23 protein-coding genes are annotated in these 23,714 nt (G+C 41.3%); all 23 read right to left on the reverse strand.

Annotated features, from left to right (window positions below):
• Positions 1 to 3,609: a DUF6079 family protein gene (locus tag A7D23_RS02025; RefSeq protein ID WP_068882975.1), complete on the reverse strand. Its 3,609-nt coding sequence runs from the start codon at positions 3,607 to 3,609 to the stop codon at positions 1 to 3.
• 27 nt (positions 3,610 to 3,636) lie between these two features.
• Positions 3,637 to 4,092: a BREX-3 system P-loop-containing protein BrxF gene (brxF, locus tag A7D23_RS02030; RefSeq protein WP_068882977.1), complete on the reverse strand. Its 456-nt coding sequence runs from the start codon at positions 4,090 to 4,092 to the stop codon at positions 3,637 to 3,639.
• 519 nt (positions 4,093 to 4,611) lie between these two features.
• Positions 4,612 to 5,034 carry a sigma factor-like helix-turn-helix DNA-binding protein gene (locus A7D23_RS02035; RefSeq protein ID WP_068882979.1) on the reverse strand — a complete coding sequence of 141 codons (423 nt, stop codon included), beginning with the start codon at positions 5,032 to 5,034 and terminating at the stop codon, positions 4,612 to 4,614.
• A 1,060-nt stretch (positions 5,035 to 6,094) separates the two neighbouring features.
• Positions 6,095 to 7,075 carry a radical SAM protein gene (locus A7D23_RS02040; RefSeq protein WP_068882980.1) on the reverse strand — a complete coding sequence of 327 codons (981 nt, stop codon included), beginning with the start codon at positions 7,073 to 7,075 and terminating at the stop codon, positions 6,095 to 6,097.
• A gap of 78 nt (positions 7,076 to 7,153) precedes the next feature.
• Entirely contained in the window at positions 7,154 to 7,921 is a 768-nt protein-coding gene (locus tag A7D23_RS02045) for a hypothetical protein (RefSeq protein WP_068882982.1), read from the reverse strand.
• 1 nt (position 7,922) lies between these two features.
• Positions 7,923 to 9,116 (reverse strand): U32 family peptidase, encoded by a 1,194-nt coding sequence (locus A7D23_RS02050; protein WP_068882983.1) that lies wholly within the window; start codon positions 9,114 to 9,116, stop codon positions 7,923 to 7,925.
• Between the two features lie 15 nt (positions 9,117 to 9,131).
• Positions 9,132 to 10,592, reverse strand: a complete 1,461-nt coding sequence (locus tag A7D23_RS02055) for a radical SAM protein (RefSeq protein ID WP_068882985.1) — start codon at positions 10,590 to 10,592, stop codon at positions 9,132 to 9,134.
• Between the two features lie 11 nt (positions 10,593 to 10,603).
• On the reverse strand, positions 10,604 to 11,383 hold the full coding sequence (locus A7D23_RS02060) for a hypothetical protein (protein ID WP_068882987.1): 780 nt from the start codon (positions 11,381 to 11,383) through the stop codon (positions 10,604 to 10,606).
• Entirely contained in the window at positions 11,364 to 11,630 is a 267-nt protein-coding gene (locus A7D23_RS02065; protein WP_068882989.1) for a hypothetical protein, read from the reverse strand. The genes A7D23_RS02060 and A7D23_RS02065 overlap by 20 nt, the downstream gene beginning before the upstream one ends.
• A gap of 24 nt (positions 11,631 to 11,654) precedes the next feature.
• The gene (locus A7D23_RS15480; protein ID WP_141690622.1) at positions 11,655 to 12,173 is read right to left on the reverse strand and encodes an A24 family peptidase; all 519 of its coding nucleotides are present in this window, start codon (positions 12,171 to 12,173) and stop codon (positions 11,655 to 11,657) included.
• Between the two features lie 27 nt (positions 12,174 to 12,200).
• The gene (locus A7D23_RS02075) at positions 12,201 to 12,725 is read right to left on the reverse strand and encodes a hypothetical protein (protein ID WP_068882991.1); all 525 of its coding nucleotides are present in this window, start codon (positions 12,723 to 12,725) and stop codon (positions 12,201 to 12,203) included.
• 11 nt (positions 12,726 to 12,736) lie between these two features.
• Complete coding sequence (locus A7D23_RS02080; RefSeq protein WP_242871483.1) at positions 12,737 to 13,114, reverse strand: hypothetical protein; 378 nt, start codon at positions 13,112 to 13,114, stop codon at positions 12,737 to 12,739.
• 134 nt (positions 13,115 to 13,248) lie between these two features.
• Complete coding sequence (locus A7D23_RS15935; protein WP_176714383.1) at positions 13,249 to 13,425, reverse strand: hypothetical protein; 177 nt, start codon at positions 13,423 to 13,425, stop codon at positions 13,249 to 13,251.
• Between the two features lie 20 nt (positions 13,426 to 13,445).
• On the reverse strand, positions 13,446 to 13,625 hold the full coding sequence (locus A7D23_RS02085) for a hypothetical protein (RefSeq protein WP_068882994.1): 180 nt from the start codon (positions 13,623 to 13,625) through the stop codon (positions 13,446 to 13,448).
• Positions 13,626 to 13,639: 14 nt separating this feature from the next.
• A complete protein-coding gene (locus A7D23_RS02090; protein ID WP_242871484.1) occupies positions 13,640 to 14,278 on the reverse strand; it encodes a hypothetical protein in 639 nt (212 codons plus the stop codon).
• Positions 14,279 to 14,551: 273 nt separating this feature from the next.
• Positions 14,552 to 15,220 carry a type II secretion system F family protein gene (locus A7D23_RS02095; protein WP_242871485.1) on the reverse strand — a complete coding sequence of 223 codons (669 nt, stop codon included), beginning with the start codon at positions 15,218 to 15,220 and terminating at the stop codon, positions 14,552 to 14,554.
• Between the two features lie 284 nt (positions 15,221 to 15,504).
• On the reverse strand, positions 15,505 to 16,929 hold the full coding sequence (locus tag A7D23_RS02100) for an ATPase, T2SS/T4P/T4SS family (RefSeq protein ID WP_068883000.1): 1,425 nt from the start codon (positions 16,927 to 16,929) through the stop codon (positions 15,505 to 15,507).
• Between the two features lie 28 nt (positions 16,930 to 16,957).
• A complete protein-coding gene (locus A7D23_RS02105) occupies positions 16,958 to 17,761 on the reverse strand; it encodes a hypothetical protein (RefSeq protein ID WP_068883002.1) in 804 nt (267 codons plus the stop codon).
• Positions 17,762 to 17,781: 20 nt separating this feature from the next.
• A complete protein-coding gene (locus tag A7D23_RS02110; RefSeq protein WP_068883004.1) occupies positions 17,782 to 18,543 on the reverse strand; it encodes an SAF domain-containing protein in 762 nt (253 codons plus the stop codon).
• 147 nt (positions 18,544 to 18,690) lie between these two features.
• On the reverse strand, positions 18,691 to 20,460 hold the full coding sequence (locus A7D23_RS02115) for an NlpC/P60 family protein (RefSeq protein WP_068883006.1): 1,770 nt from the start codon (positions 20,458 to 20,460) through the stop codon (positions 18,691 to 18,693).
• Between the two features lie 44 nt (positions 20,461 to 20,504).
• A complete protein-coding gene (locus tag A7D23_RS02120) occupies positions 20,505 to 20,912 on the reverse strand; it encodes a DUF6075 family protein (RefSeq protein WP_068883008.1) in 408 nt (135 codons plus the stop codon).
• 62 nt (positions 20,913 to 20,974) lie between these two features.
• Positions 20,975 to 23,314, reverse strand: a complete 2,340-nt coding sequence (locus tag A7D23_RS02125) for a VirB4-like conjugal transfer ATPase, CD1110 family (RefSeq protein WP_068883010.1) — start codon at positions 23,312 to 23,314, stop codon at positions 20,975 to 20,977.
• Positions 23,307 to 23,672, reverse strand: coding sequence for a PrgI family protein (locus tag A7D23_RS02130; RefSeq protein ID WP_068883012.1), 366 nt, complete (start codon positions 23,670 to 23,672; stop codon positions 23,307 to 23,309). Before A7D23_RS02130 ends, A7D23_RS02125 begins: the two co-directional genes overlap by 8 nt.
• Positions 23,673 to 23,714 lie beyond the last annotated feature (42 nt).

Genomic DNA, 23,714 nt, shown 5'->3' on the forward strand with positions numbered 1-23,714 from the left:
CTACTCTCCACCCTTTTCGACCTGTTTAATTCTAATCTTTTCCAAATCTTTCCCGGACACTAGTTGTTGTTTGAAATCGTTAAGCTTTCGTTCCATGCTATAGTAATCTAAGATCTGCGAATCCTTGAAGAGAATTTCCAGTAATCTAGCCGGATCAAACTCAATCACTTCCAATTCATCAAAGAGATGATTCAATGCTTTAATGAGCGAGGAAGACACTATCTCAGGCAATGCACTATTTCTAATAATCTCTTGAATTACGTCCTTTTCCTCTGGCTGCAGATACTGGATATTATCCCGGTAATTATTCAGTTCGGTTAAAATGGTACTCTCCCAATCTTGCCAGGAAATTTCAATCTCCTCTTCGATTGCCTCGATTCGTTGATCTACACCCACTCCATAATTCGTTGGAAAATGACAACGTGGACAAACAACTTCATTCTCCAGCATCTCCAGTTTAAACTCATCACAGTGCAAGTTGCTGGTATTTACGATTCCACTTTCAACAATGCTAAAGTTCCTTTTATCCAGAATCCGTACATTCTTCAGTAATGTCAGGTTTTTATATTTGGAATTACTTATTATTGTTTGCAAGCGGTTCCAATCCACTTTTGATCCTACACAACGTTCATGTTCTTTATAATAGGCTGCCTGATACTTTTTGCGGACCTGTTGTAATTTTCCTACCAAAGGTTGCCTCTGGCTGGGCTCCAGCAGTTTTTGAGCATCAACGAGAATCATAAATACATCCGATAGCATTTCTTCCAAGCCCTCCACCTGAAGTGCATAAGAATTTTCTTTAAGTAAACGCTTCACTTTCAAGGCATATTCAAGTTCAGGCTTTATCTGGTTAATGTATTGGTCATATAAAATTACTAACTGCTGCAGTACCTGAACAGCTTGTGCAATAGTAGCAATTTCCTCTTTAGAATAGATGATCTTTTTCAAGTCCGTTGGAGTTTTCACCTCAGCAAAATCAGTTAAAGGAATATTCTTCAACGTTTCCTGTTTGGTCTTTAAACCGCTGATATCAATGATATCCTTATGATACAAGGCAATGGTTCCTAACCTCTGCTCCGCCTGCTCGCATTGTGCCTGAAGATCTAGATAGCGCGAGCGAAAATCCTGTACCGCTTCTCCCCGTTTGCTGCTAATCCTTAACTTGGCAGCTTGAGCCGGAATACCTATTGCCGTAAAAAGTTCCATTAATGGCTGTGGGTTGATATCGCTTTCAATAAAAAAGTATTTAATATTAGTAAAGGCATCCAGACCAGAGGAAAAGACCTCTGAAACTTCGGCGGAACTGATTGTCTTCCCTCCTGTAGCTTTTAAAGCAAGTTCTCCATTATAAGTAAGCAGTACAATGATAAATTTAGTGATGATTGGATGATAGCCATATTGAGCTTGGGCAAGCTTATTGATGATTGTCTCAACATCAACATTTTTACCCTGCTGTGCCTTAGCTTCCTGCAAGATAGTGACAACCACTTCTGATTGTCCTGTATTCAATTGACCACCATGATCCACCAGTTCCAGTGCATTTAAAATTGCCTTACTACCGCCAAAGAGAGATTGAACTCCACTGCGGTTAATAATGTCTTTAATAGCACTCGAAAATTCCCCTTCAATGTTATCTCTACTGATAATCTGAGAAAAACGAGGATGTTTCGGGTAAACAACTTCATAATAAGGTTGTAACAATGCAGGCTTTAATTCTGAAAATAGTTCATCGAAATTTTTAAATTCCCTAGAAATAAGGCTTTTAATAGATTTTTTCTCTGCTCCGACTTCAATAACTCCCGTTTCAAGGTAACCTTTAACCAGGGCAGTTATAAAATCTCTTTTTAATTGGGTCGATCTCTTTTCCATGATACTGATCTGATATTTTTCTCCAATTAGAAGATAGACTGCAGAAAGCCTTCTTAGCAATTTCTGCGCTTCGGCATCAAGTGAACCGCTGCAGATAATTCTATTCTGTACTGGTTTATAACGGTTTTTTGTGCAAAAAGGTGAGACAAATACCAGTTGGTAATCCCCATTGTTTTCAATTAATTCCCCTTTACCGGTTTCATAAATAAATAAGCCATTCCGGAAAGACCGACGATCTGTCCAAGCACAAGTATCTGAATAGCCCCCTGATAACAGTTCTGTCCCCAACATCAGCTGATCTTTAAGTATCGCTAGTATGCGTTCATCCTGAATGGCATTCGGTAAATTATCTGCTCTTCTTTCAACTACCTGGTCATAATCAATTTGAATCGTAAGATCCAGATAATAATAACCATCTTTATTTACATTGATAAACTGTCCATCCGTAACCTTTCGTAAGCGGTTTAGAACTAAGCCGATTTCGTCACTGGCTTCCATCATTTTATTTTCTGGTAAGATCAATAAGGTATTCGCTAGTTCTTCCAGGTTTGCCCCGTTATTATTAGTTTTACCGAAAAGGTGAAGCACAGCTAAAGCTTTGATAATCTGTCTGGCTTCATCCTGATTACGTGTTTCTAGTAGATCGACTTTACTCTCGAGTGTTTGCACTGCGTTCACTACCGGAGACACTGTTTCCAAATTCTTTACAGTATGCTTGGAATTGATCTCATCAAAGATCCGATCATAAGTAATCAGACATGGGAAATTTTCGTTCAGAATCTTTTCTACTTCCTGTACGGTAAACTGGATTACTCCCCGCTTTTCAAAGTACGGAAGTTCACTGAAAATCTGTATTACATATGGGTGTAACGGAAAGAGATCAATATATTCATCAATGTTTGCTTGGATATTCGGATAATACTTTTTATACTGGTTGAAGAGCTGCTCTAGTTCCAATCTCTGTTCGGGAGTTTTGCTCAGAACACGCTTTGCGATTACCCTCTTTATATCTTCCCGTTTTATCGTAATGACTTGAAAACGTTCAGAGACTCGACCAAAACTCTCCGCCTCGTCAATGTATCTAGGATTCGTAAAGATATGCTCCTGCATAGCACCAATAAAGGTGAAATCACTACTTTGAGCCACTTGCCCTAATACTCTTAAGAACTGCATATCGCGGGTAATTTTTTCTTTATCCTTTTGCTTAAGAAAATCAGATATTTCATCAAAGACAACTACTAGGCCACGGCTCGGGTTGTCTTCTTTAATTTTATCAAGAAGTTCCAGAATGTTCTTTTTGTGATCTACAACTCCTTCTGTTTTAAAATCAAACTGAATAGCATAATTTTCTGCCAATTGCGCGGCCACTTCAAAATAAAAATATTGACTAAGGTCCACGTCGTTGGGCTGTAACTCCCACTGAACGATGATAAAATCTCGACGGAGGTTCATGGCACTTTCTTTTACTCGCGGTTCTTGAATAAATTGGCGTAAGCTAGGTTCAGTTAAGATCGATATAAGAAACGCTAACAGATGAGATTTACCTGACCCATAGCCCCCGACAATCTGGGCAGCCTTATGTGTCGTTTTATTAATATCATCCAGCAGTTGAATTAAGTTTTGCTCCATATCCTTAGATATGACATATTTTTCAACCATTGCCTTCTTATCCGTAATGACATCGATATCAATTACTTCTCTGATCTTTTCAAAGTTTAACAGTTCCCGTACTTTAGCCATCAAATCTACCTCTTTTCGCCACAATAATTAAATTGCTATATCTTCAATTTTTGCATGGATAAGTTCACTAATATCCATCTCACAGAAATCTTCTCGGCCATATTCTGAATAACGGATACGTTCGCCGTATATCTGCCCATTCAGAATGACTATGATTTCTTTTTCACGAGATTTATATTTAAAGGCGCCCACCGGGTTCAGTCTACCTAGTTCGGGAGAATAGAGAATGCTGGTGTCATAGAGAACAACCTTGTCAGGTAAATCCTTTACCCATTCCTTGATGATCCGGCCGATCCGTAGTTTGCGCTCTTTTTCAGGAATTTGCTCGATCAATTCCAGGATATGATCCGTTACATTATAAGCTTGCCATCCCTTTGCAGCTAAGGTCCATGTAATCTTCTCCTGCTGCTTTGAGTTATCTACAATCACAAGCATCTTGTAGTAATTATTGCGATTCTGTTCAAGCAATGTCTCGAGATCCATTAATTAACCTCCTCAATCATAAAATCGAATAATACCTTTGACGTATTTCTTTATGAATAATATTTTTAGAACTTAAGAGCCCTCAGCAAAACAATTTGTCTTACCTCCACTTTTAGTCCATAACTAAACATATTTTCGTCGTAATATATGAATTTCCTCCCATTTCTAGGAATATATCTATTCCAAGAATAATTTTAACCATAGCTCTCACTACTCCAATTTACGGATTTTATCCTGAACTATACAACTTTAACTTCTTTGTTAAAGGTAGTCTTGATTAATAACATTGGTATTGATCGCTTTCACTTGCCTCAATCGGCTCCATTGATGTCATTAATCCTATTGTTAAATTCTTAGCATTACCGAAATGTGATCATGAAGTACCTGTAATCCGGCTTTCCTTTTACAGGACGCACCTGAAAAGTATCTGATAAAACTCATATTCAATTTTCAAAGACCAAATAAAGGGGTAGAACAAGTCCCTCTATCAGCAGATTTTTTTGACGTTTGTATCCTCCTTTACAAATTGTTTTTTAAAAATTTTTCTATATTTTTCAGTGCCTGATTTATCGAATGGGATACTCTACTTTTGCCAACCCTTTCAATCCTAGCAATTTGTGCTATGCTCATATCCAGGAAGAAATGAGCATAAAGCCGCTTTGCTTGCTTTTCCGGCAAACTGTTTATAGCGGCATACAATTCCTGATTGCTCAGTTTTCTTTCATAGACTTCCTCCGGAGATAAAACCAATAAGACTACATCCTTTTCAATACCATCGTCAGCATCAAGAGAATAATACGCCTTGTGTATACGCCTTCGTTCATAGTCTGCATGGTCTTTACGGCTAAACTGTTTGAGTAAATCCGCAACATCCTCCGTCACTTCAACGAAAAAATCAGGTATATCAACCGGGTAGTAATCCAGTAAATTGATCCTTTTCATATAAAACCTCCGTTTTGATTTTTGTGAAAAACCAAAACAGAAGGTCGGAGAACGACAGCCTGCGCTCTCCTTAACAGAATTGTCTGATCTCAATTTCCAATAAAAAAAACAGGATTCAAAAAATATGTGAATATTCCTATATAAATGAAAATAGCCGGGTTTACATGAGAACGTAAACTCGGCTAAAAAAACTATTGTATCGAGGAATCTGCTGACTGTTAAATCGTTATCGCCTTTTGGCTTATGCTGTCTAATAGATATGTGATAAAACCTGTATTTGCATATAGTTTTTGCCTTATATACGTTGGTATGGACATTAAACAGCCTGGTGTCGCTGTGGGCTTGTCCTGAATAACCCAACCTATTAGGCTACACCTGGTTTATACACGAATTACAAACAATCTACAGGCTTTGAAATGTTTTTCTGTGTTTATTTTCACAAAATAGCACCAGGCTTTTGTCTCATTTATTTTTGACGACACTTGCTACCACCGTTTTAATATTTTTCAGTCTTTATAACTTTCTGTCATATTTAAAAGTATTCTGTCGACAATAAAAAAAGAGATGGCCTAGTTTTACTTAGACCATCCGCATTATCTTTTCTCTTCTGAAAGCTTAGAGAATAATTGACGCCTTTTTTGCTTTGTCATAATATAATCTTCCAATTGCGTTTTTATAAGCTTATTGAGATTTTAGCCTTGAATCTTATAAAAATTCTGTCCCTTTGAAATCAGCAAAAATCTGAATCAGCTTTTCTATTACAACTTCCAGTTCCGGAATGAATTACTTTCCTAATTTTAAATATTTGTAATAATATACATTTATGTATTATTTTGGCATATATAGTATATTACTATATATTAGTCAAATATGGAAGACAATTTTGTAAATTTATGTAGTAATTATATAAGGTGACTTAACCCCTTTCCGTGCCGCAATCAAAATGAAGCATTGGGAGCCTTCAAAATTAGTACGGCTTAACAAGAACCGGATATGTGCTTAGTACACATAACCGGTTCTTTCGTCTCACTGAATTTACTATACTATTACCGCGAGAAAACTATCTTGTATAGCAAGCAGATGATCTTCCCCTGATACTATACCCTAGACAACCGCCAATACATTTCTTTTCGTCCCAGAACCTGCATCCGGAGCATTGCTTAAACGGAGGACTACTATATCTTTTACTGTCAATCTCACGCAGAAAATAATCATTGACATCTTGAACGGTATTAAAGTCTTTTATATTAACCCTTAGATAATCTTCAAAAACGAAACATCGGGCGACACTCAAGTCAGGCCTTATATCCATAACCGGCGAACATCTTCCCTTGTGAATCAGATCAAAACCTGAGTAAATGAAATTCACAAGCTGCTCATTGGAAAAAATACACTTGGGCGGATTATTGCAATCAATATGAGGAGAAATCCTGTTTCTATGGCAGTCATCTAAAAAGTCAACTAATCCGGGAACAAAACTTTCATAATGTTCGAGACTGCCCTTCTGATTATTATCCGAGGGCACCGTGATACTATATCGGATGGTCTTTAGTTTTAGTCTTTTGCTTTGCTCAATAATATATTTATATTTAAAATTTGGCTCAAAGATATTAATGCCAAGCGTAACTTGAGGTTCGATATTTCTTCTCCGATATTCAAATACCAGGTTTTCTACATTGTCTATCGTCTTATTATATAGATGCTCACCGATTACATCCGGCCCATTCAAATTAATCAAGAATGAAAGCTTATTATCCACAATGGATCGGCTCAAGGTATGATCTAAAGCAATAGCATTGGTGAAAATCTGGATTCTCTGGAAGAATGGATCATCTATTCCTTGATTCACCCACTTTTCGAAGTTCGGATGCAGTGTCGGCTCCCCCCCGAGTAATCTTAAATCAACATGGGCTGATTTCTTAAAAAAAATAATGATATATCCATAATTATCATCGGAAATATCGACCTTGTTCTTCGGATCACAGTTTGCAAAGCAATACGAACATTTTAAGTTGCAGTAATTATTTAACATAATATTCATAGGATCACTCCTCGTAAAAAGAGATATCTTTAAAACATTTCGGGATGCAAAAAGAAAAGAAATGAATCAAGCTTTCATTTACCGGGTAATTACATTTTGAAAGTGTTTCACGTTTGTAATTGCAACAGCATTGCTCGATCCTGAACTATTGCTGGCAGTAACATAAAAAGTTATTGGCTGAACAGTTGTCCCGGCAGGGATAGTAAAAGATCCCACCCACGTATTTCCCCCGGTATTCGCAAAGGCTATTACTGCTGCATTTAATGTGTTTGTCGCAGTGACGGAAGTGGTGCTCCCTGTTGTTGTTGCTGTAATCTGGATTGTGGTGTTAGGAAAGGCGACGGCCTGTACGCTTGCCATAACCGAGGGGGGCGGTGTCCAATTATTCCAATTACTATAGTTGGAATAATTGCTATAAGCGCCCCAATCGCCATAGTTGCTGTAGTTGCTGTAATTGGAATAAGCAGTCCAATTTGAATATTGGCTCCATGTTTCGGAATGGTTCTCCCATTGCGTGTGGTTTTCCCAAACACCGGCATTATTGTAATTGGCGTTCCAATTTACGTAATTGCCGTAAGTATTGTTGTAGACATCGGTATAAGCGCCATAATTTCCATAATTGGTCCATCCGGAGTTTGGCCAGGACCATTCCACCCAAGCGAAGGCTTTTTCGGGCTGCAAGGAAAATTTAAGGCCCAAAGCCTTGGAGTATTTGCCCTCCTTGGCTTTGGGCCGATCCGGATGATTGTTGTCAAGAACCAGGTCTTGGGTTATTGAAGCATGCAGAATGCTTAATGAAACAAAGGCAAACAGTAGCTTTTTTAATCTGGAAAACGTTCTTGCCATATCATTCACCTACTGCACAGGATAATGGATCGGCCTGTCCCTTCCCCGCAACATAATTCTCAAGCTGTTCCGCTTTATTAAAACAATACTTGCATATAGCTCCGCACTGGACGGCGCATTGCGGTTTTTTTTCCATGAAATAATCAAGCTTTGGCAAAAACTCAAATATTTCCTTCATCTTCAGCGTCCCGTACGGATGGAAAACTTTGTTCATAAAACGTGAATTGTAAGTATTATAGAATTCATTCAGCGCATATTCCGGATCGGTAACGCCAAGCATATAGGCCTTTATTTTATTGACCAAATCCGGCTTGGGGTGATCCCTGCCAACCAGCTTGATGCTGTTAACCCCTATTTTCTCATAACAGGGGATTTCCCAAGGGTAAATAATCCGGTTCAGCACCATTTGAGTTGCCGGACTTTTAAAGGTAATCTGATCGCAGATGAATTTAGGGAATTCCCGGAATAAAGGGCTGCATTTGTGGATGTTTTCCTGCTTGCCAAACAAGGCATAGTGAATATTCTTGGTCGGACAACAAAATATGCAGCCCTCATCGGCCATCAATTCCAAACCAACATCAGGCAGCAGTTTTTTAAACGATTCGATAAAAGTAAAATTTTTATTGAGATCGGAAGCAGGAATGATATTGGAGAGCCCTAGACTTTCGCTGGCATACTGCGCTTGGTTGATTGACCGGATATCCATCATTGTTGAAGCGTTCACTGCCAAGCCGCTGAATTCCTCTTTCAAGAAGTCTGCAAGAAGCTGGCTCCCAACAGTAATACTTCTCACCCCAATATCCGCCAGATGCTCGATAAACTGCTTCAGTTGGGGAATATTTGATTCAAAGTCATACAGGGAAATGGTTGAGATATTATTCATCAGATAAATGAACGCCAGCCCGTTATCTGAAAGCTCTTTGATATAGGGCCTTAAATCTTCCAGTGTCCGGATTTTGCCGCTGTCTTCCTGCAAATTAACCGACCGTCCATGTTCATGCCCTGACTTTGCATAGGATGTAACAGGCAGACTGTTATACACGGAGCGAATCTTATACTTCGCCTTATCCTGGCTGTTAAGCCTTGTCAATTCCTGAATATACCCATAGTCATACAATAAAGGAACTGAGTAATACAGTTCCTGCGGCTGGTTTTTTGGGGAAAATTTTTGTTTTTTCTTAAAGATATTGATCATAAATATCAACCTCACTTAAATAACGAGAAACTCCTTCAGCTTGTTTTCCGCATGAACAGGAGTTTCGATCCGTTTAATAGATTCTTCTAAAATATTTTTCATCATCTTGGCGCTTCTGAATTGATGCCTGAATAAAAAGTTCAAGAATCTGGGGTTGTATTTCGGCATATCGTCATAATCAATTTCATTAATAACGCTTATGATATGGCTGATCACGTGCCGGTGCGTGTAGCAATTTTCAGGCTCCGGCTTATTCATGGACAAATCATATTGAATGTTGTCATTGTAGCAGCCGCTATGGCAACTGTAGAAATAATCACAGTCGCCGCAATGCCGCAGCATCCGCCGGGTTCCCTCGCGCCACTTTTTATGGTTGGGATGATTTAAGATATCCTCAACCGATTCCATATCAAAAATATTTCCGAAAGACACGGAGGCGCTCTCCGGCCAGTCCCGGCCGCAATGATAAATCGTGCCGTCGGGCTGGGTCGAAAACCAATAATCCTTTCCGGCGCAATCCGTAAAAGCGCAGGAACCGCCAGCATCCAATGCGGCCATGAGATATCTCTCGCACAGATCCGAATCAGCCGGCCTATAAGTATCTAAGGTCCAATAGTCAAAGAATTTGCAGATTTCCTCCGCAACCATTTTCCCGTCCAGGGTATAGGAATTCATATTTTTATGGGCCGCAAAGATGAGGTTCATCTTGCAGCCCAGGCCTAAGCGTTTAAAGTATTCGTAATCGTCAATCATTTGGTGGATATTATCTTTCATAATGATCATGATGGCGCCGCCCAAGACCTCGTTTTTATCTGCAGTGGCAATCGACCTCATCAATCTGTCGGTATTTTTCCGGGTCAAATGGTTTGTTAAGCCATCAAAACTAAATCCCGGCCGGATGTTCCACTTCCTTAACACAGCGGCGTTCTCATCGTCAATAAGCGTCAAATTGGATTGCATACAAATATTGACTTTCTTGAATTGCTCCTTGATCAGGGCGTTTGCTTCTTCATAGAATTCTTTCCCGATCAGCAAAGGCTCCCCGCCGTGCCATATCCAGGTGCCGACATTCACGTCTTTGAACACTTTTAAAATCTGCCTGACGACTTCCAAGGTGATTTTGTTCCCTTCCGCGTCAAGATCCTTGCGAAACATCACGTCGTAGCAATACGGGCAATGCAAGTTGCAAGCATGTGTAGTTTTTACGATCAAAGTTGTTTTATCGGGGTAAGTAATATTTTCTGCCGCAGCCATCTTTTTGTAGTCAATATCCCCCTCAAAGTAATCGTTATGCCTTTTTATTTGCTTGAGAGACATGGAGAACATCAAGCTTTTATTGCCGGCAATAACGTCGAGAATCTCCCCGGAACCCATGCCGGGCATAATTTCCTGGTAAACTGAGCTGCGCAGTTCCCTTTCGTATTTGTTGTTGAATTTACGGAACTGATACAATTCATCTTTGGATATTATTTTCATAAGTATACCCCCTACACCTTAATCTGGGTGTTTTCTTCAGAATCGACCTTCCAAACCCCGTTTATCTGCAGCAAAATAATTCTTTCCTCATATTTGCTTACCCAATAGTTGCCGCCATTCTTTGCTGCATTGATGACGATGGTCAACTTCAGAAAAGCCCCTTCCTGATTATTTAATTGGGGGATTTGATTAAAACTTATATCGTCAAGGCTTAAAGACTTCACTTGTCTGGTATCCTTGTTTTTGATGCTTTCCGATTTGAAATTCGGAAAAAAGTTGTCCAACGAATTTTGGAAATTCGCCGTCGTGCAACTGCTTCCCGGCATTTGCGACATTGCTTCAAGCTTTTTATAATCGGTAGATTTGAACTCTACCAGCCACCTGGCGGCCGCTTCATAAGCGGCTTTCTCTTTGTCTGTTTTGGTAACATTGTTTTGGACATCAACCTGATGCCCCAAGCTATACAAAGATAACCCGGAGTTGGCGGGAGGTTTCTGCTCCGACTCCGCCTTGCTTGGCTGATCCGGCTCAGGCTTTGGCTGGACTTTGGGCTCAGCACTGGGCTCAGCTTTTGTTTCGGTTTTGACTTCCGGCTGCGGAGCTTGCTCAGGCTTAACCTCTTTAATCGGCTCAAGCTCTTTTTCCGGGCTTTGATCGTCTTTTTGAGTCTGGGTATCCTGCTGGACCGGAACATCCTGGACCTGCTCAGCCTTTTTTGAACTGCATCCAAAAAGAATCAAGGACAAAACAAGGAGCAGAATTGAAAATGTTTTAACTCTTAACTTTAGCATGGTCGTATCCTCCTTTCGGGCCTACCGGAACATCCTCATCACCTATTTTGATATAGGTTTGGGAAAGTGTTTTTTTCTCCCACTGGTCTGCGTTTCTGCGCCGTTCGTCCATATTTATCTCCATTTCTTCCAGCTGAGACAATACGGCAAGCTTGATAAATCTTTCTTTACTCATCCCAATCGAAGTACTGAATCCTTCCGTTCTTTGATTTAAGTTATCCGAAACATCCAATTCCCATTTCACCATATCCATATCCCCTTAGAAATAATTTTAATACGAAAACAAGAATGAAGTAACTGTATAGCATAAAGAGATTAACGCGGCTCCTCCACCGGGAAAGAGTCTACTTTTGACGCCATTGGCAAAGGAATTATTATTTTCTCCGATAGCGATCAAAACAAGTGAATCTATTTTTATATCATTAATAGTTTGGGATAAGCCTTTAACCCGTACAGTTTGAAAAAAGAAATAAAAGAAAGCTGAAAACATGAAGAGAGCTGAATTAAAGAAGAAGGCTCCGGGTGTTAAAAACAGGCTCAGAGCCAATAACAATTTAACATCACCTCCCCTCATCGCCCCGTGGGAATAGACGAATAAGACAATTAAGAAAAGGAAAAAGAAAGAAACGCCATAACTTACGGAATATGTTTTGGTGTATATGACATAAATTATCCCGAGAATAAACCCGGGTATTGTCACCCAATTATATATTTTCCGCTTCCACCAATCCGTTACAATACAAATTGACAGCATCATTAAAGGTATCAGCAATGCTAAATCATTGACCATCTATTGCATCATTCCTTACATTTCAAATTATGGTGAGATTTTTAAAGCAGCGTCTTTGGCTACCTTGATAGTCCAATAGGGGGTTGAATTTACGATTTGCGTTAAACCTCTCCTTACTCTAACTTCGATGTAAACTACATAAGACGGCTCAGTGATAGCGTGGCCGTCTATCGGGCTTACCGCTGGCAAAACATCAGAATTATAGGTTTTATAATAAATCGTTGCTTTATTTAAATAGATAACCGGTGATCCAGGAAGTGGATTCAGGTTATTATCTAAAGATAAATTTTTCTTTAACATCTCTAAAAAAACAACATCCGCTTGCGTTGAGTCTATAGCTAAAATACCTTGATTTAGTTTGGCCTGGTCGGTTTGCTGGCTGGCCGCTAAAGCGGCAAATTTTATACTGTCTGTTATTCCCCGTTTGATGTTGATGGAGTGGTAGTAATCCGTCGCCCAGCCAATAAGGGCAAGAGAAATACCTAAAAAAATCAGCAGTTCAATTAATGACGAACCCCGGTCGTCTTTTATTATTTTAAATGGCTTCTTCATAAACACCTCATTTAAGGCAAATATTGACTCATTATCGTTTTGGTTACCGTAACCGTCTCCGATTTAGAAACCGGATGCCCGCTTGACCAATCGGTAAATTTCCGGGGGCCGGTTATGGAAATTGTTATATATTGTCCGTAAGCAACGCGGCTTGCATCGCTGCCTGATCCGGTAATCGCAAATAAACCGGTATCGACGCCGGTGTGTTTAAGCTGATCTTTAATTAGATTTCGGACCTCTGTCGTAGTTCCTCCAACAATAGCAGCCCTTTCCAACCCGAGATTCACGGCATTAACCATTGAGCCCTGTAGGTTATTAAGGAAAAACATGGATATGAATGTGAAAAATAACGCCATCCATAAGGCAAAGACAATTAAGAATTCAATCAAGGTAGATCCCCGTTCATTATCAGGGTTTCTCATTGGCTTTTTTCGTAATTTAAGCATAATTGTAAGCGGATAGCATACGTCTGAACATATACTATCCGCCCTCTCCCTTCCTCCTCACAGTGAGGAATTTTTTATTAAGGAGTCGTGATATTTGTTATACTGGTATTCATATCCGTCAGTTTGCCCCGGATTGTAACAAACAGCACCGATACGGCTGCCACCGTAGCCAGAACACCGCCGAAGATCCAAATAATATTTTGAACAAGATCTCCGCCTTCATCTTTGTAAAGGTTTTTTAGAATTTCTCCCATAAAAAAAATAACCCCCTTTCTTAATTAAGTTTGCTCATTCCGGCCGAGTCATTTGCTATTTTGGCTGTTATTGTATTATAAAGAATAACTGCAATGCCTATCGTTGCCAGAATACCGCCAAACAGCAAGACTATATTTTGAACAAGATCCCCCCTTTCATCATGCAGCACAGTTGCCAGATAGCAGACAATTTTTTTCACATATTGCTACCTCCCTACATTATTTGGCCAAGGCTTTGGTTAGCCTGGTATAGTAACGGGACAAGAATTATTACAGGGATCATAATAAAAGGAATTGCGGTTAATGCTTCAACAAGCATTTTTTTGTTTTTATATCGCCTTACTTCTTTTAATCCCTCAATATATTCAATGTCCCGTGACCGGCTTGCCATATAGGCAACCATATTAGAACTATCAATGGTGATAGATTGCATTAAAACATCCGCTAAGTTTTTCAATTCATCGATATCAGTCTCTTTACTCAATTTGGCAAGTGCCTGTTTGGACCCTGTTAAAGACATATCCTGCAGGAGTTTTTCCAAGTGAGGCCGTAATTTATTTGTTGCGAATAAAGCTCCACGAACAGAATCAGCTATGGTTTGCCCCGCTTTTCTTAAATCAACAATATAGGTCATGATTTCCGACAACTCATTAATGAGATCATTTTTGTACTGGTTGTAAAAATAGGAAAGAATAGCCGTGGGCGCTATTATCCCCACAAAAAAGCCTGAACAAATCAACCCTATTGCCATCAGCAAGTCTTTTGTGGAAAGGCCTGCAAAGCCGAATAAGACCGCAAATATGAAAGGAGATAAATTTTTGAAAGTCTTATATTCCGCATATCCTATCGGCATTGGTTTTTCGGGCTGTTTGAGTATTTCCAGTATGTTCTCCGAATGATTATTCCTCGGCTTTTTGCTTAATAATTTAGTGATATAATTTGCCGTCTTTTTGCGAAGTTTTTCTAAAGCAGTATCCTGGGCTTGTTTATAAGAAAGCTCAGTAGTTTGAAGAGAATTTATTCTCTTGGACTCCTTGCGGTTTGTCCTAATAAAAAACGCCGCAAAAAACAGTATTAAACCCAGTGAAATTCCTATAGAACAAATCAATAGTATATTCATACTTACTTAATCCTCCATTGATAAGAATTTCAGTAACAGAGCAGCCTCAATTAAAATGGAAATTATTATGGCATTGATATAAAGGTGTCCTATTGAGGATTGTTTTACCAGGGCTATTGAATCCGGCCAAACAATACTTACGCCGAAATACGTAAGAATCATTACCAGCGTAAAAGCCACAGCTTTCGAGATTAGCGGATTAAGATCTTCTTTAATTGATTGCACCCTGTTTTTTCTTGATCTGATTTTGTCCGTAAGCCTGTATAAAAGCTCTTCCGTGTTGCCCCCGGCCAGCCTCGAAGAAACGATTACGTTGTAAAAGTCCCGAAAAGATTGCAGTTTTAGAAGTATCGATATTTTATATACAACCGTGTCGAATTCTTCCCCATTATTAACCCTGGACTGAATTCGGCTAAATAAAGAGCGCATTCGAGACGGCATGGCAGCGATTGAATCCCAGGTTGCGGCTTCAAGATTATTACGGACAATATAATTGTTTAAGATAAGACTGAAAGTGTTCAAGGCCTGTTTATTCAGCCTTCTTCGCGTACTGTGATAGATTAAATTTAAAGATACCCAAGGGATTAGTAAGCCGATAACCATAAAAATAATAATGCCGAAAACATTATGGTTTACGATTACAGCAGCCGGATTCTGGTAGTTGGGATTCGGCATTTTTTCCGAAAGGATTACTAATGACACTAAAAAAGCAATGAAACAAAACCCTATACTAATAAAAAGAAGAGCTTTCAAGCTCAACTTCAAATTTGTAATATAGATTCTTTGATTGTAATATCTTGCAAAATTACTTATCCTGTTGTTATTTTTCACTTTGTCTTGCAAATGTTTAATCCCTTTATTAAAGAAAACGGATATTTGCATCTTTTCACTTTTTCCAAGAAACCATGCAATTACAGACAATAGAAGCCCGATGCTTATTCCATAACAAAGAACAAGCGTCATACCAACCACCTCTTAACATCATCGGCATTTTTTCTGCCCTTGGCCATAAGACGATAAGCAAGTTTTTTACTTATGGGGTTAAAGATCATTTTCCCGTCGCTATCTCTTTTAAAAATATTTTTAATAACAATATTGCACTCCGGATCTAGATCTAATTCAGCTACTTGGGTGATTTCAATCTTTCTATCCACTATCCCTAACTGGATAATAATATCCACTGCCGTGACGATTTCAGTGTTAATTACCTTATCACTGACATTGGAGATAGCTTGAACCTTGGTTCTTAATTCCTGACAGCATGCTTCAGCGTCATAGGTATGAATTGAAGCCATTGTATTTGCATGGCCGGAGCGCATGGCCCGCAACGTATACATTGCCTCCACCGGGAAACGAATTTCACCAACCAAAATCACATCCGGGTCCATTCTCATAACCTGCGGGTATATTTCCTCTACCCCTATAGGATTGTATTTTGTGTCGCGTTCCAGCATTTCAACAACCTCAAGGCCAGGGTAGTATTTAGCCAGCTGCAGCTCCGGCCCGTTTTCGATAGTGATTATCCGCAAGCCGCTTTCAGGATCGCCGGGACCGTTTTCATCCGGAATAAGATCTTGAAAAATTGAGGCCAAGGTACGAATCAACGTTGTTTTTCCGGTGTGAGTCCCGCCGCTGACTATGATAGTAGCGCCCGCTCTTACCACATCCCGAATAAAATCAAGCTGTCGATAAGAATGTTCTTCGCTTGGAATACCTTTGATCTCTTCATACTCCTTATTAAGAGAGGTACGGGAGTTGCTTCTCTCAGCTGTTTTTAACGACCCGATCTTTTCAAGTTCTTCCAGGGAAAAGTTTTTATCCCTAAATCTCCGGATATTTAATGTAATTCCGTGACTGGGTACGATTGCGCTTTTATTGATTACAACCCTGCTTCGATCCGGAAGCCACGCATTGTCCACCATAGGACTGCCCTCGTTAGCTTCTGAGTGGCAGGTGAGCAAGATACGTTCTGTTATTTTTTCAAGATGGGCCAGATCGGTAAACTTAATATCCTTGGCTAAATACCTGACTCCATTCTTTTTATAATTGATTTGATACGGGCCATTTACGCATATTTCTGTTATCTCCGCATCAAGAAGAAGGTCATGGATAACATCATACCCAATAATGTATTTGTATACCTCCCAGGCAATTTCATCGATACTCATATCGGGTACATCGAGCTTCTCATGACGAATGATATCTTTTATAACATTGAGAATTTGTTTTTGACCCTCACCTACCCCATAAATAGCATAGTTAAGCAATTTTTGGTGATTTTCAGTCAATATTGACTGGATTATACTTGTTGTTTTATCCAGATAATTTCTGCTGTCTGTGTCATATGCTTTTTGTTCTACAGCTTTCGCTGAACTGATTCTCATTTAAAAATCCTCCAATCCCAATTCCGCATCAAAACAATCTACGGCGTTTTCTGACGGCTTTATATAAATGAAGCTGCAACAGAATATTTTCAATTGATTTATCAAATTTACCGTATTTTAATAATGGAATCAGCGAAACAGTAGAGTTATCATAATTTACCTTGGAAACACACGGTATTGTCCCAAGCAAGGGCAGCGCGAGATTGCTCTCAATTTTATTGTTCGTGTACAGTGCCTTATTTGAATATTGATTTATGATCAGTTTGAATTTACTAATTTCCATATTTCGGGCATGCAAATTGTTAAGCCATTTAGCGGTGTTCTCAATCGTGTTTCTGTTTTGGTCAACAACAACCAAAACATCTGTTGCTGCTTTAAGCGCTACGTCGGTAGGAATAATCAGCGTATCGCTTTGCACGTCAATAAAGAGAATATCTACAAGATCGGACAACTCTGAGATGATTGTACCGGCTTGAATATCTCCCAGTTTATCAATTAATTCCGGTTCCTTCGTTAATCCCGTCCAGCATAATAAATTTGGATGGTTCTTATTTATGTGGGCGTTTTCCTTAAGTAAATCGTGATAAGAATAATTATCCTGCCAAGACTTAAGGATATATTCAATCGAACTTTCTTTACCCTCCAGTTCTAAAAATAAGTGGAGACAAGGCGTTATTAACGAAAAATCTAACAACCCTATTTTTAAGTTTGTTTCCTTTGCCAGTTTCCGGGCAAAATTGCAAGCAAGTGTCGACTTTCCAACACTGCACACACTCCACAACGCGATTATTTTCTTCGCCTGCTCATTAACCGTTTTATTTTTGTCATCCATCACATTTCCTCCGATAACAATTACTTTTGTAGCTGAAGCAATGAAACAATAAAATCTTTGCCAATATTCATCTGTGAATTTTCGATAACATTGTTTATGTTGTATAGATCCTTGGCATTCTTATCGCGCTGCCCCAACGAAATAGTTCCCATTATTTCAGCCTGTTTTATTACTAAAAACTGTTTAGGAGTAACCTTTGCTATTATTTCTGTCGGGATACCGGTTGTTTGCTCACTGCCTGATAAACTCACAACAGATGCTGTTCTATTTAAATGCGGGATATCTGCGGAAGACAATATCTTCCCCGATGAATCAGCAGTCGCTTCAATAAATAAATCAGTAATAATATATCCTGCAAGTGATAAACTGCCCGATTGTTTCGGATCAAGGGTTAAAACAAGGTCAACGGTTTGTCCGTATTTAGCAAGGCCGGCAATGGATCCGTTGTAATCTGTTTTGAAGGCAATTAATCTCGAGTTTTCAACCCCTGTCTTTGTGTTTTGTTCTATTTTATCCAACCGTACCGGATCGCCTTCTTTTAAAGGCCAATTCAGAGACTTGTTTGCTACCTGGTTGATACTTGCCGCAACTCCTGAAGGCACACTCTCCCTTGGAACACTTCTAACTTTCAATTGCTCTGCACTTATAACGGTATCTTCAGGAATATTTGTAACGGCATAAACCACAGGAACTAAACCTTTTACATAATCCATATAAATATAAAGGCCTAAGCCGCTTCCTAAAGCGATAACTAAACCTAAAATGAAAAATACTTTTCTCAAAAAAACCACTCCTCAATTTATTATTTTAGAAACCAGGAAATATAGTTTTTCTTTGTACAGGATCTGAACGGGGATAGAGCAAAACCGAATACCTCCATTTTTTGCAAATCCCAAATTGGCTGAAAAGCTATTTCAACTATTCAAAAACTAAGGTCTGCCAATCATATAGAAGCCTGATGAACTTGCGCCGGAAACACTTGTTACCTCTACATTGTTCCCTCCGGCATTGCAATTGGCAATCAACAGATCTCCGTTTTGCTTGCCTACAACTATGCCCACATGGCTTAAGTCAGGATAGAACGCCAAATCTCCCGGCTGTGCGCTGCTCCAGTTTACCGGTGTACAGGCAGCATACTGGCTTGAAGTACCAGTTCCGATTGTATCCGCCGCATCAGCATCTTCTGCCGCGTTGACGAATACCCATGCCACATATCCTGAGCAGTCCAATCCGTAAGGCCGCACAGTTCCGGTAGTAGGGCTTCCCTCGGCTGTTACCTTGGTAAGTGTTCCCCACCGGCTGTCCCAGCCAATGACTGTGGATTTGCCGCCCCAAAAATAGCTCACTTTGCCGATAAGGGAATAAGCGGCCAGTACCACGTTTTTGCGCTGCTCGTCCAAATCCGGCGGCAGATTTTGTGAAATAGCAGCGATTTCCTGCGGTGAAAAGGTAATATCCGTATAGCTGCCGATAAGACTCGTAAACAGCTGCCGGTATTTGTCCTGCACCAGCTCATTCAACATCCCAACTTGCTGCGGATTGAAATGGTATTGGACAATCATGTCCGAATAAGATTTTGCATTTACACGGATATGCAAAATAGTCTCGGTACTGGTCGTTTCTCCATCCGTGTGCTCAATCGTTTCCAACCAGTAGTCGATTTTGTTCATATCCCAAAAGATGTCCCGCATTATTCCCACTTTTGTGTCGTCAAGGGTGGCAACTTCCATGCCTTTTTCCGGATCTGCAACCACCTTCACCGCGTAAACCGCCAGGATGTCCCGCCAGTTGCTGACCATAGTGCTACTGCCGTTATTGGACAAATCCAGCGTGTCATGCGGGTTTTCCTTCTCTATTTGTTCCAGTTTTGCCGTGAATTCTCCGTTTAGCCAACTGACGGCCTCCGACATTACCGGCGTGTTCTTGCCGGTGTCTTCATTGGAAAAGAAAACCCCAAAAACCGAGCTTGACATAAGCGCCACCAGGCATACCAGCAGGATAATCACGACTGCCGCCCAGCCGCCGGCGGCAATCATAGCAATCAGGCTCTTTAATGCTGCAATAATCGCTTTAACTGTGGCCACCATTGTTTTTGAGGTCGCTTTTGCCGAGACACCTGCTGCTCTCGCCGCGGCCCGTTTTGCTTGCGCCATCCTTTTGGCAGATTGGGCGATTTTAACGGCAGTTTGAGCTGCTGATTGCGAGGTCTTAATAGAAGTTTTGGCACTGCGCTCAGCGGTCTTGACTCTTCCTTGTACCATTTTCAACGTGCCTCTAGTCGCTTGTTTTGTGTTTTTGCCGCTCGCTGCGTAAAATTGCTTGATCCTGCGCCCTGTTTGGCTGTAAGTTTTTTCAGCCGTCAATGCTGCTTTTTCTGCCGGTTGAAAAACTGGTTTTTGAACAAATTTCTGTTCTGTTCTTGGAACACCGGCTCCGGTCTTGTAGGTATGTTTCTTTATTTTCCAAACCGCTTTTCTGCCGTACTCTCCCGCAGCTGCCGCTTTTCGAACAACTGTTTCTGAACCGTCTTTTACCCTACCCACTGCATTGTCCACATAGTTACCGTCTTCGTTATGTCCGTTTTGTCTAGTCTGTTCCTTCGTACGAATATAGGCGTTTTTCATCCTATGGGATACATCCGAGGCCTTATCCAACACCTTGATATCTTTAATAGTCGATTTTATCCTTATTTCTTTCATAACCCTCACCGTCTTCCCCGCTGAGTTTCATCTTTTCTAAGGATTTACCGTTCCATTACGGAAAGCTGCAATCCGGGATGCTCCAGGCTACGGCAATATTCCGGATAGCGCAACCGGATAGCTTCGAAAAAGTACGGCGCAAAACGGCAGTCAAACAGTTCATACGGTGCGGAGTATCTCTCTTTTCCCTCTTCCGTCCACCCGTTCCAAAGGTTAAAGGCCAAACGGCAAAGACGGATAGTCCCTCCAGTCTGCCAGGCCGCTGAAAGATTTTGCGGTTTGATGCAATTCTCTTTAAAATCGAACAAATAACGGATATGGTTCCTTGTTTCCTTACTAATCCCCATCGTGTAAAAAAATGCCCTGTGGTAAACGTCGGTATTGCCTGCCGCTGCGAGCATATCGTAATAAAAATTCTCATGCTCTTTACCCGCAAACCGGATATTTTCCATTGGTCTTCCCTCCTCAATAAATGAAAAGGCCGCCCTCATACGGCTTTTCGCATTAAACTAATTTACTGGACTTCCACCTGTTCACCCGGTTTGGTAGTCATCAGGCGGTAAAGCCTGGTGTTTCGGGGGAATTGATCAGAAAAGGGTACCAGGGAACTGCCTACCTTAATCAGTCCGTTTCCTGCGTCCACATTCGTGATGTAGCTGAGCTGAAGGTCGGAAATATTTAAGAGCCTGGCCAGCTCCATCCTGTCGGTCGAAGCCTGGTTGAGCATGACAATAAATTCACTGTTGGCCAGCATTGTCTTGGCCGTATGGCTCTGCAACAGATCATCGACATTCTGGGTTATACCCGTGCAAAACGCGCCGTATTTCCGAACGCGCTTCCAGAGGGTGAAAAGGAAATTGGCGGAATACTCATGCTGAAACAACAGGTATATTTCATCAATGATAATAAAGGTGTTTTTTCCCTTGGCCCGGTTCTGAGTAATCCTGTTCAGGATGCTGTCCAGCACCACCAGCATACCGATGGGCAAAAGCTGTTTGCCCAAGTCCAGGATGTCGTAGCAAATCAGGCGGTTGTTCACGTCCACATTGGTCGGCTTGGCGAAAGTGTTCAGACTGCCGCTGGTGAACAGTTCGATGGCCAGGGCAATTTCCTGCGCGTCCGGTTCGTCCTGCTTTAAAAGCTCCGCGTGAAAATCCTGCAAGGTAGGCGTTATTCCCTCGAAATTGCTTTGCAGGTACTTCCGGTATACACTCGCGGTGCAGCGGTCAATCAGGGACTTTTGCTTTGCCCCCAGGTTTTGGCCGCCGATCAGCTGCTCGCATAAGGAAAGAACAAATTCGGATTTCAGGATGACTGGGTTGGCCCCGTCCCCGTAATCCCGGTTCATGTCCATAGCATTGATATGGTTAGGGGAGGTTGCGGAAATATGGATGATCTCGCCACCCATGGCTTTGACCAAGAGCGAATACTCCCTTTCCGGGTCTATCAGGATAATGTCATCTTCACTGGACAGGATCTGGTTGACTATCTCCCGCTTGGCAGTAAAGCTCTTGCCTGAACCGGAGACGCCTAAAATAAAGGAATTCCCATTAAGAAGACATTTGCGGTTGGCAATAATCATGTTCTTGGAAATAACATTTTGACCGTAGTAAATGCCCCCGCTGTGGGAAATCTCCTGCGCCCGGAAAGGAATAAACACCGCCGTACTTTCGGTGGTCAGCGTCCGAATAGCTTCAATCTTTCTTAAGCCCAAGGGCAGCGCCGTGTTTAGCCCGTCCATCTGCTGGAAAGTCAGGGTGGAAAACTGGCAGAGATGCTTCCGCGCCGTAGTCAGCAAGGTTTCAGTGTCGCTGTCCAACTGCTCCTTGCTGTCCGCAACATGTACCATGGTGAGAACTGCAAACATCATCCGCTGATCGCGGGTGGTCAGGTCGTCCAGGAATTCCTTGCTCTCTTTGCGCTGCTGCTCCATGTCGTAGGGTACAACGGCAGAAAAGTTATTGTTCTGGTTTTGCCGCCGCTGCCAGTTGGTGATGTTGGTTTCCACCCCGAGCAGCCTGTTTTCCACTTCACGAACTGCTTCATCCGTAGGGATGGGGATAATATCCAAAGAGAGCATCATGCTGCGGTTTAAGTCGCAGAGCTCGGACACCATGCTGTCTTTGATGTAGCTGGCGTATTCCCTTAAGAATATGACGCGCCCGAACTTGTTTCCCATGCGGAAATGGTCCTTTTCAAATTCGAAGGTGTCGGAGCAGATATAGTCCTTGAAGTCGTGCCCTTTTCGCATGGTCTCGGACAGGTCGAACCGGAAATTCGTTTCCTCGCCAGGGCGGAAAAAATCATGCAGGATGCGCAGGCGGTCAGCCGCGTCCAGCTCCACACACTTGGAGCCCAGGTGGGAAAAATGGGTGATCAGATCCGCGCTGATGCGGGAAAAATAGTTCCGTGCTTCCTCGATATTCTTTTTCAGGACCGAAACAGTTACGTACTTATCCTGGACAATATTGCTCACACCAGTGGCTTTGTCCAAAAGCATCCGGTTGTATTCCGCCCGGTATTCGTCCAGCCCGTCCTCCCTAAGCTGAATTAGAATTGAGCTTTCAAAGTCTGTTTTGTTCAAGCGGCGGTTGTTGATGGTGATTTTGGTAGTCGCCCCACTGTCCAGGGAATTGAGCAGCTCAGAATAGGACAAAAACATCGCTTCCTTGTCTTCTTTGGAGGCTACTGCGTAATTGATATCCGTAAAACGAAAGGATTTGGAAAACTTGTTGCCCACCTTGAAAATTCCGTCCGGCCAGACAGCCTTGATGGGAATGACCTGCTGAACGCCTTTGGGGATAACAAACTTTTCCTTATCCTGCTTTATGATTTTTTGCAGGGTCTTAATCATGGCGTTTCCATTCCTCACTTTCCTTGATCTGCATGGTTTGTTTCAACGCTTCGTAATACACGTTTGTTGGATGGAAAGTCAGTTTTTTAGGCATGAGAAACTCCGACTTAAGGTACGCCCATAAAAACTGTTCCGCCGTCATGCCGTGGTAACGGATAAACCCCATCGCCGCAAATGGGAACGCCCCTAAAATGCATACCCAGCTTACAGTTTCCGTGCCTATGACATTCCGCAGGCCGAAGTAGATGCCGACGGCAACGCCAACGGCCAGAATAGAAAAAATGAATTGCCGCATGGACAGTCCAAAAAACAAGCTTTCCGTGTAATCCCTGATTTCCCTATTGATTTTGACTTCCAAATTTAATCGCCTCCAATAAAAAAAGCCCTTAATAACTAAGCG

The organism is Dehalobacter sp. TeCB1 (genome assembly GCF_001707455.1).
GTDB classification, from domain to species: Bacteria; Bacillota; Desulfitobacteriia; order Desulfitobacteriales; family Syntrophobotulaceae; genus Dehalobacter; species Dehalobacter restrictus.